7 protein-coding genes are annotated in these 8,451 nt (G+C 29.9%); all 7 read right to left on the bottom strand.

Translation table 11 applies throughout. The annotated features are described in order from the left end of the window. Nucleotides 1–166, bottom strand: a 166-nt coding sequence (locus ACRDBA_RS12205; protein WP_438573198.1) for an ethanolamine ammonia-lyase reactivating factor EutA, incomplete at its 3' end; no start/stop codon positions are given. Nucleotides 167–205: 39 nt separating this feature from the next. Next, nucleotides 206–637 (bottom strand): EutP/PduV family microcompartment system protein, encoded by a 432-nt coding sequence (locus tag ACRDBA_RS12200; protein ID WP_438573196.1) that lies wholly within the window; start codon nucleotides 635–637, stop codon nucleotides 206–208. A 9-nt stretch (nucleotides 638–646) separates the two neighbouring features. Further along, nucleotides 647–994 (bottom strand): BMC domain-containing protein, encoded by a 348-nt coding sequence (locus tag ACRDBA_RS12195; protein WP_438573195.1) that lies wholly within the window; start codon nucleotides 992–994, stop codon nucleotides 647–649. A 73-nt stretch (nucleotides 995–1,067) separates the two neighbouring features. Next, a complete protein-coding gene (locus tag ACRDBA_RS12190) occupies nucleotides 1,068–2,201 on the bottom strand; it encodes a 1-propanol dehydrogenase PduQ (protein WP_438573194.1) in 1,134 nt (377 codons plus the stop codon). 239 nt (nucleotides 2,202–2,440) lie between these two features. After that, nucleotides 2,441–6,355, bottom strand: a complete 3,915-nt coding sequence (locus tag ACRDBA_RS12185; RefSeq protein ID WP_438573193.1) for a beta-N-acetylglucosaminidase domain-containing protein — start codon at nucleotides 6,353–6,355, stop codon at nucleotides 2,441–2,443. A 351-nt stretch (nucleotides 6,356–6,706) separates the two neighbouring features. Further along, nucleotides 6,707–7,612 (bottom strand): D-alanine--D-alanine ligase, encoded by a 906-nt coding sequence (locus ACRDBA_RS12180; protein WP_438573192.1) that lies wholly within the window; start codon nucleotides 7,610–7,612, stop codon nucleotides 6,707–6,709. Nucleotides 7,613–7,797: 185 nt separating this feature from the next. Continuing rightward, the gene (gene nth / locus ACRDBA_RS12175) at nucleotides 7,798–8,445 is read right to left on the bottom strand and encodes an endonuclease III (RefSeq protein ID WP_438573191.1); all 648 of its coding nucleotides are present in this window, start codon (nucleotides 8,443–8,445) and stop codon (nucleotides 7,798–7,800) included. Between the last annotated feature and the right edge of the window lie 6 nt (nucleotides 8,446–8,451).

The following is an 8,451-nucleotide window of genomic DNA, read 5'->3' as shown; positions in this document are numbered from 1 at the left end:
ATGGTGTAAAATATATTTCACTGCGATAAATAATTTCTTTATCTACAATAGATATTCTTGGTATAGTAAAGTTTGAAGCAGTATTTTCTACTATTAGCTTTGAAAATACTAATTGGGTGGTACTTGTTCCAATATCAATCCCAACACTTAATAGCTCTTCTCTCATACACTCACCTCCTACCATAAAAATTAATATTTTATTGAGCTATACCCCTATGTAATTTATCAATTCATCTATTCCTGTTCCATCTAATGTATTAACTTTAAATATTTTAGATACTCCTGCATTTTTTAGCATTTCTTCAGCTCTTTCTATTTGTTTAACATTATCTATTAAATCAATTTTAGTTATAATTCCTATTACATCTTTCATAAACATACTTGCAAATCCAGGAGGTATGTATGCCTCCTCTACTGTACAGTCATAAACTAAAGCTATAATATCAGCATCTGCTGATGTTACTATAAGAGCCTTATAATAAAATCTATTTTCTATATATTCTCCAGGTGTATCTATAGATTTGTTATATACTTCAACAGATTGTGTCTTTTTGTATTTAATATCCATGTCATTAATCTTTTGACATAAAGTTGTTTTACCGCAACCTGTTTTACCCATGAATATTACTTTTTTCATTATTATCTCCTAAGTTCGTGTAATAGTAGTAAATGAGAATTGAAGTAAATTACCTAAAACAACTAGCACTTCGTTTAATGCTGCTTCTACACCACTTACATCCCCTGTAAAAACTACAGACCCACTAAATCTATCTACAAACCCAAGCTCTATTCCTGCTGATTTTGTTGCAACGTCAGCTGCTATTATAGATGCTTCACTTGGTGTTATAGTTAATATGCCAATAGCACCTTTTCGCTCTACAACTAAACCCATCTTTTTATAAATCTCTTCACTTGGATTTGCAATTATATGTGCAAGTGTAACTTGTTTACCTGGAACATATTCTTGAATTACTCTTTGTTTTTCTTCACTCATCTCATTTCCTCCCAATACATAACAATGTTTTTTCTTATTTTTAAATAAAAATCTTAATCATTATACTTAATTACTATTGTCTTATTCTTTCAACGATCCTAATAATATCGTCCTTTGATGGCTTTCTTGGATTTGTTTTCGTACATGCATCTTCTAATGCTTTTATAGCTATATCATCCCTTTGCTTTGCTAATTCATCTAAATCAACATTACAATCCTTTAAATTAGTTGGTAATTTCATAGCCTTTTGTAAGTTTTTAATTTCAAATATTAAGTTTTTAACACCCATTCTTATGTTATTTGCAGGTATCCCCAATAATTTTGCTATGTTGTAATACTTTTTAGCTGCTAATGAAAAGTTTTTACTATCATATCCAACTATGTCAGCATTATATTCAATAACATGTGGTAATAAAATAGAGTTTGTTCTACCATGAGGAACATGGAACTTTCCACCTAATACATGGGCTATACTATGATTTATTCCTAATGATGCTGAATTAAATGCTATTCCAGCAAGGCAAGAAGCATTATGCATCTTTTCTCGTGATTCCATGTTGCTTCCATCTTTATATGCTTCTAAAAGATATTTAAAAGCCAATACTAAAGCTTTTTCTGCTAATGCATCTGTAAAATCTGTTGCTGCTGTTGAAACATAGGCTTCTAAAGCATGAGTTATAACATCCATTCCAGTATCAGCCGTAATAAAATCTGGAACTGTTTTTACAAGTTCAGGATCTAATATAGCTGTATCAGGTAATAAATCTTCTGATACCAATGGGTACTTTACTCCCTTTTGATTATCTGTAATTACAGAAAATGATGTTACTTCTGACCCTGTTCCACTAGTAGTTGGAATCGCAATAAATTCAATATCTGATAGATTAACTATTTTTTTAGTAAAATCCATTATTGCCTTTGCAGCATCTATTGCTGAACCACCACCTAATGCAATTAAAACATCTGGCTCTATTTTAGAAATTTCTTCAATACCTTTAACTACTAACTCAATGGGTGGGTCTGGAACAATATCACTAAATATTGTAATTTGTGAACTAGTTAAATTTTCAGTTATTTTATTTATTGTTCCTGACTTAACCATAAAAGGATCTGTAACTATAAAAATTTTTTTATTTCCTAATGTCTTTAATCTTTTTAATGAACCCTCGCCAAAAAAAATACTAGTTTTTACATTAAAGCTTTTCATTTCTCCTCTCCTTTCTACTTATATTTTTATAAATCCCTATTTTTCTTTTTATATCTGCATTTTTATTATTCAAATTCCATGGATTAATTATTCACATTAACAGAATTATTTATTAAAACTAAAAAATATTACTAAAATACTATCTTAAAATTAAATAAAAAAAGAAGACTTCTTATTTCTAAAAAGTCTTCTTTTACATATTATTTATTAACTATTCTCTCTTACCTATTACTATTGTTTTACTTCTTTTTTCTTTTAAATAATGTTGCTCCTACACCTGCAAGTGCTAATCCTAACCCTGCAAAGCTTATTGGATTTATTGGTGATCCTGTGTTTGGAAGTTTTCCTGGTTTATTATTACCATTATTTCCGTTGTTTCCACCATTTCCGTTATTTCCGTTATTTCCGTTATTTCCGTTATTTCCGTTGTTTCCGTTGTTTCCGTTATTTCCACCATTTCCGTTGTTTCCACCATCTGGATCTACTGGACCTTCAGTTGAATTTTCAATATAATTTTTCATTGCTGATTCTAATGATTTGTTTGCTTCAAATATTTCTTCTCTTGAAGCTCCATCAATTAGCATATTTTCAACTTTAGTTAATTCAGCTTTTAATGCATCTATAACTTCTTGTGATTTTCCTTCAGTGTTTGCTAATAATTCTTTTGCAGCTACAATATTTGCTTTTGCAATTTCTTTAATAGCTTCTAAACTAAAGTTTTCAGTTACTATTTCATATATTTCTGGTCTTCCCATTCCATCTTCAAATTCAATTGTAATTGATCTTATTTCAGCTGGAGTTTCTATATTAAACGCATTGTATCCTTTTTCTAATCTTCCAAGTTCAATTCTTTCATTTTCAGCAGTTCTTGCAACTACTTTTGCATTTGATATTGTTTGTTCACTTTGGAAAATTTCAACCTTATTTACTAAAGCTCCATCAAATATATTGTAAACTACATTATCACCAGTTTTAACATCTTCTCTTGGTATATAAGAAGTTTGTATATTGCTATCCATTAAATTATTTAATCTATGTTCATCATCTGCTGGCTTAACAGTTGATTGGAATATAACTTCTGCAATTGGATTGTTTACAGATATATCAGAAGTTCTAACCCATGAATCAGTGTAGTTTGTAGCTGTTATTCTTATATATCTAGCATTAAAATCTAAATCATGCATTCTGAATTGATCTGATATTGATCCATTATAGAATTCAGTCCAGTTTTCACCATCTAGTGAGTACTCTACTTTACCTTCACGGATTCTATCTCCACCATAAGTTCTATCTCCAATATATTGGAAGTTTCTAATATTAGTTACTTCACCTAAGTCTACTTTAAAGTAATCTCCTGTTAATAATTGACCTGATGATATAAATGAACTATCTAAATCACCATCAACAACAGCGTTTAAGTCATCATATCCCGCTCTTCCTTTTCTGTTAGTTTCAACAGATTGATTTGCTTTACCTTCTAAAGTAACATCTAAAGCAAAATTCTTTACTTTCTTATCTTCATTTGATACAAATCTTACTTGTTTAACAACTTGAGCTTTATCTAATACAATCGTGTTACCATCATTATTAGTTCCAAGTTCAAACCAATCCATACCATTTATTGTGTATTCTATCTTTCCTTTAGCTTCACTATTAACTTTTACTTCTTTAATGAATCTATAGTCAACTAATTCTACACCTATGCTATCTCCTGCTTTAAATTCAACCTTTTCATTTGACACTGCTGAATTAACTTCTTTTCCATTTACAGAATTCTTAACATACTCAACATTAGCCTCAACAGTTTTATTTACTAAGCTCTTAGTATTTCTATTTACTTGGAATTCTCTAATATAAACTTGATTTTCTCTATCTTCAGTAGCAACGTATCTAATATATCTTGCTGATTCATTTAAGTCTCCAGCAAATACTTCTCTAAATGAATTATTTGAAACTAATGTTTTCCATTCAACTCCATCATTAGAAATTTCTAAATTACCACTCATAACCATGTTATCTTCTGATGTTCTTCCCATTAACATATAAATATTGTTTAGTTCTTCAACCTTACCTAAATCAACTACTATTTCATCTCCAACCTTAACTGTTCCTGATGATCTATATGCAGTATCTACTTTTCCATCGAACATATTTGATACTTCATATGGTGCTTTTCCATTGAACCACTCTTCAAACTTTAATGGTGAAAGGTTTTCTGATACTGAAGCTTCATAGTTATATGATTTTACTTCATCTTTTATTATTGAATTAAAGTACATTTCATCTGTTTTTGAATTTGCTGTTCTTATGAAGTTATCTAAAACTGCATCTGAAATTTGAGCCTTTGATGAATCTAATTCAGCAACCTTTAATGAAAGTTCTGATTTTAAATCCCACCAAGCTTGGCTATCTCCATTAAGCATAGCAACTACCATATTAGCAGCAATTGTTGCAGCATCTGCATACATTGAAAGTTTTTGAACTTGTGGTGCTATTTCTTCTAACATTTCTGGATGTAATCTTGCTAAAACATCTTCTGCTGCTGCTTTAACTACTTCAAAATCAGCTTTTAAAGTTTCTACTTCTACAGCTGGCATTTGATTTTTGTCTACTTTTTCCCAGAATGTATCCATTAAAGCTTTCATTTCTGGAGCATCAGGTCTACCAACATCAACTCTAGTTGAATGGTCTGCTACTACCTTAAAGCTTTCTTTTAGCTCATTTCCTACAATCTTTTCTATAGCATTATCCCAAGCTGTATCTGGGTTATATGCTTCAGTATTCCAAGCATAATCTGCTCCTGTATGAGTAGATATCTTTGATGCTTCTGCAAACTCCATTGGATTTACTATAAATCCTCCAATTTTAGTGTGTAACTCATTCGTTAAGTTGTATATTGGACCTAAAGCCATCTTATTTGGATTGTAGTCATTAACTGGGTAGTTCCACCATAATAACATTTTTCTATCATATATATTATTAACTTTTTCAGCATCTTCAAGTGTTACGTTATCAGTAACTACCATTTCACCTGTCCACATAACTTCGATATCTTTATCTAAGTTTCCAGCAAACTCTTGTGTATATTGCTTAACTTCATTTCCATTAAACATTGAAGCTCCCCAATATTGAGTTGGAACTGTTATTAATGGTTTAACATCACCTTTAGCTTTAACAAATTCCTCGTTAAATCTGTTCATAACTTTAGCTTGTCCTAATCCATCATCTGTGAATATATCATCCCAAAGAATAGAGAAGCTTCTAACTCCCATAGCATATAAAGATTCACATTTTGAAACTAATGCTTGATAGTCATCTTCTGAATTAACATCTATATCCTTACCTGGTGATATAGCAAATACGAAGTCTACTTTATTTTCATGTGCAACATTTATTAATTCTTGCATTCTATCCATTTCTTCTGCTGGATAAGGTTCTCTCCATTGATCTCTATGATATGGATCATCCTTTGGAGCATATATGTACATATTCATTTTATTTTCACCATAGAAATTAAATTGATCTAATCTATCTTGGTGAGTCCATGGGTTACCATAGAATCCTTCTACAACTGCTCTAACATGTTGAGTTGGATAATCTTTTATTGAAACCTCTGGAGCTTGAATAGTTTCTCCATCTATTAATAATTGTTTTAAAGTCATTACTCCATAGAATGTTCCGACTTCATCTTTACCTTCTATAGCTATAGCTGACTTTCCCTCTTCGCCTTTTTTACTTACTAAAACATATCCTTCTTTATTTTCTATTGATTGAACATCTGTGCTTGATAACATCTGATCCATTGCAGGTATATTATCTTCTTGCTCACCTATTATAATAGTTGTATCTGCTTCAGCATATGTTTCATTAACTGATATTCCTAGCTTATTAAGAGCCTCTAATAATTCTCTTTTTGCATCTTGATCTGCTACATCTCCACCAATTAAATTAACTGTTTTAGTTACTACAAATCCATCACCAATTTCTTGTGCATTTTGTGGTGTAGGTGAAACTGTTGGCATACTAACTTTTACCATAGTATTTGCAACTTCTACATTATTAGTTTCAGCAAATGCTGATATTGGCATCATTGTAAATACCATTGAAGCTAATACAAATTTAGCAATTAAACTTTTAACTTTACCTTTTATCATCTTGTTATCCTCCAAATCTTTTTCTACTTTTAAGATGTTGTTGTATATGCAATTATTTAATAGCTTAATTAATTTATGACATAAAAAATAGCTCAAAGAAAATACTAATTTTCTTTGAGCTAATGCCTAAGACTTAACTTAGTTACACGCCTAATTTTAGTTCATTAATTATCCGCTATTAATCTTTGACACCATAATATCATATAATTTTACATCTGTAAACAATATCAAGGAATTTTTTTCATTTAATTTTATAATTTATTTATATTTTTTAATATTTTGTATGTACTAATAAAAAAAATACCTAATAAAAATATTACAACTATTAGGTATTTACACTTCATTTTTAAATTATCTTTTTTGACTTAAAGAACTATTTATTATCATATTTATAAATTCAGTAAAATTTACTCCTCTAGCTTCTGCACTTTGTGGGAATAAACTTGTTGCTGTCATTCCTGGTAAAGTATTTATTTCTAATATATAAGGTATACCATCTTCTGTTATTATCATATCTATTCTTGCATATACAGCACATTTTAATGCCTTATAAGTGCTTAAAGCCATTTTTTCCACTTCTACATGAATTTCTTTAGGTAATTCTACTACAAAATGGTCTGCTCCATTAGCTGAGTATTTTTGTGAATAATCATAGAAGTCTGACTTTGCTTTTATAGCTAATACAGGAAACATTTCTCCTTCAAATACAGGACATGTTATTTCATCACCCTTTATAAATTCTTCTATCATTACTTCACTATCCCATTTTAAACCTTCTACTACAGCGGCTTCTACATCTTCCTTTTTGCTTATCTTAAATGTAGCAACACTTGATCCTCCATTAGTAGGCTTTATAAATACTGGATAACCTATTTTTTCTATTTCATTATAATCTATTTCTTCTACTGATGATACATTTACCCATCTTGCTGTTCTTATATCATGAGCCTTTAATACTCTTTTAGTTAAATCCTTATCCATGCACAATGCACTACTTAATGGACCACATCCTGAGTAAGGTATTTCTAATGTTTGAAGCACAGATTGTACTGTACCATCTTCTCCAAACTTTCCATGTAAAGCTAATAAAGCAAAGTCTAAATCCTTAACCTTATTTATTATATCATCCTTCTTATCTATTACTACTGGAACTACCTCATATTTATTTCTATCTATATGTTCCAATACCGAATTACCACTTTTTAATGAGACTTCTCTTTCTGAAGATATTCCTCCCATTATTACTCCAACTTTCATACTATCTTCCTCCAACTTACCTTTTATTAAAATATAAGCTCTAATATTTTACTTTAAGCTTCTTATAACACTTTCATTTTAATTAGCACTTATCTACTAAATAATACATCTAAGTCTAATCTATCTTATTCTATTATATTAAAAGGAACTTTTTAGTTCCACTACTTTTTTAAAAAAGGTTGCTACTATTTCTTAGTAACAACCTTTTTGATTTGCTTATAATATTTACATTGCTTTGTTAACTTGCATATATCACATTTTGGATTTCTTGCAATGCAGCATCTTCTTCCATGAAATATAATTAAATGATGGGCATCGCTCCACTCTCTTTTAGGTAGTTCCTTTTGAAGCTGCTTTTCAACCTCTAATACATTTTCTGAATCTGCTAATCCTAATCTATTTGAAACTCTAAAGACATGTGTATCAACAGCTATTGATGGAACTCCAAATGCATTTGATAAAACTACATTAGCAGTTTTTCTTCCTGCTCCAGCTAATGATGTTAATTCCTCCATAGTAGCTGGAACTTCTCCATTAAACCTTTCCTTTAATTGATTACACATAATCATTATATTTTTTGCTTTACTTCTATATAAACCTATTTGCTTTATTCTTTGCTCTAATTCTTCAATACTCATAGTTAAAAAAGCATCTACATCAGGATAGTCCTTAAATAAACTTTCTGTTACTTCATTTACTTTTTTATCTGTTGTTTGAGCTGATAAAATAGTTGCTACTAAAAGTTGAAAAGCTGACTGATGGTTTAATTCACATTTTGCATCAGGATATTCTTCCTTTAAAACATCTAATATAACCTTTGTTCTTTGTTTCATAAAATC

Origin of the sequence: Clostridium sp., from assembly GCF_051654825.1 — a bacterium.
GTDB lineage: Bacteria > Bacillota > Clostridia > Clostridiales > Clostridiaceae > Clostridium.
The sequence above is the reverse complement of the archived record's forward strand: the minus strand, read 5'-3'. Positions and strand labels throughout refer to the sequence as shown.

What these genes read in the sequence shown, in the direction of transcription:
- ACRDBA_RS12200 (WP_438573196.1), bottom strand. Translation starts at nt 637, where the DNA reads ATGAAAAAAGTAATATTCATGGGTAAAACAGGTTGCGGTAAAACAACT.
- ACRDBA_RS12195 (WP_438573195.1), bottom strand. Translation starts at nt 994, where the DNA reads ATGAGTGAAGAAAAACAAAGAGTAATTCAAGAATATGTTCCAGGTAAA.
- ACRDBA_RS12190 (WP_438573194.1), bottom strand. Translation starts at nt 2,201, where the DNA reads ATGAAAAGCTTTAATGTAAAAACTAGTATTTTTTTTGGCGAGGGTTCA.
- ACRDBA_RS12185 (WP_438573193.1), bottom strand. Translation starts at nt 6,355, where the DNA reads ATGATAAAAGGTAAAGTTAAAAGTTTAATTGCTAAATTTGTATTAGCT.
- ACRDBA_RS12180 (WP_438573192.1), bottom strand. Translation starts at nt 7,612, where the DNA reads ATGAAAGTTGGAGTAATAATGGGAGGAATATCTTCAGAAAGAGAAGTC.
- nth (WP_438573191.1), bottom strand. Translation starts at nt 8,445, where the DNA reads ATGAAACAAAGAACAAAGGTTATATTAGATGTTTTAAAGGAAGAATAT.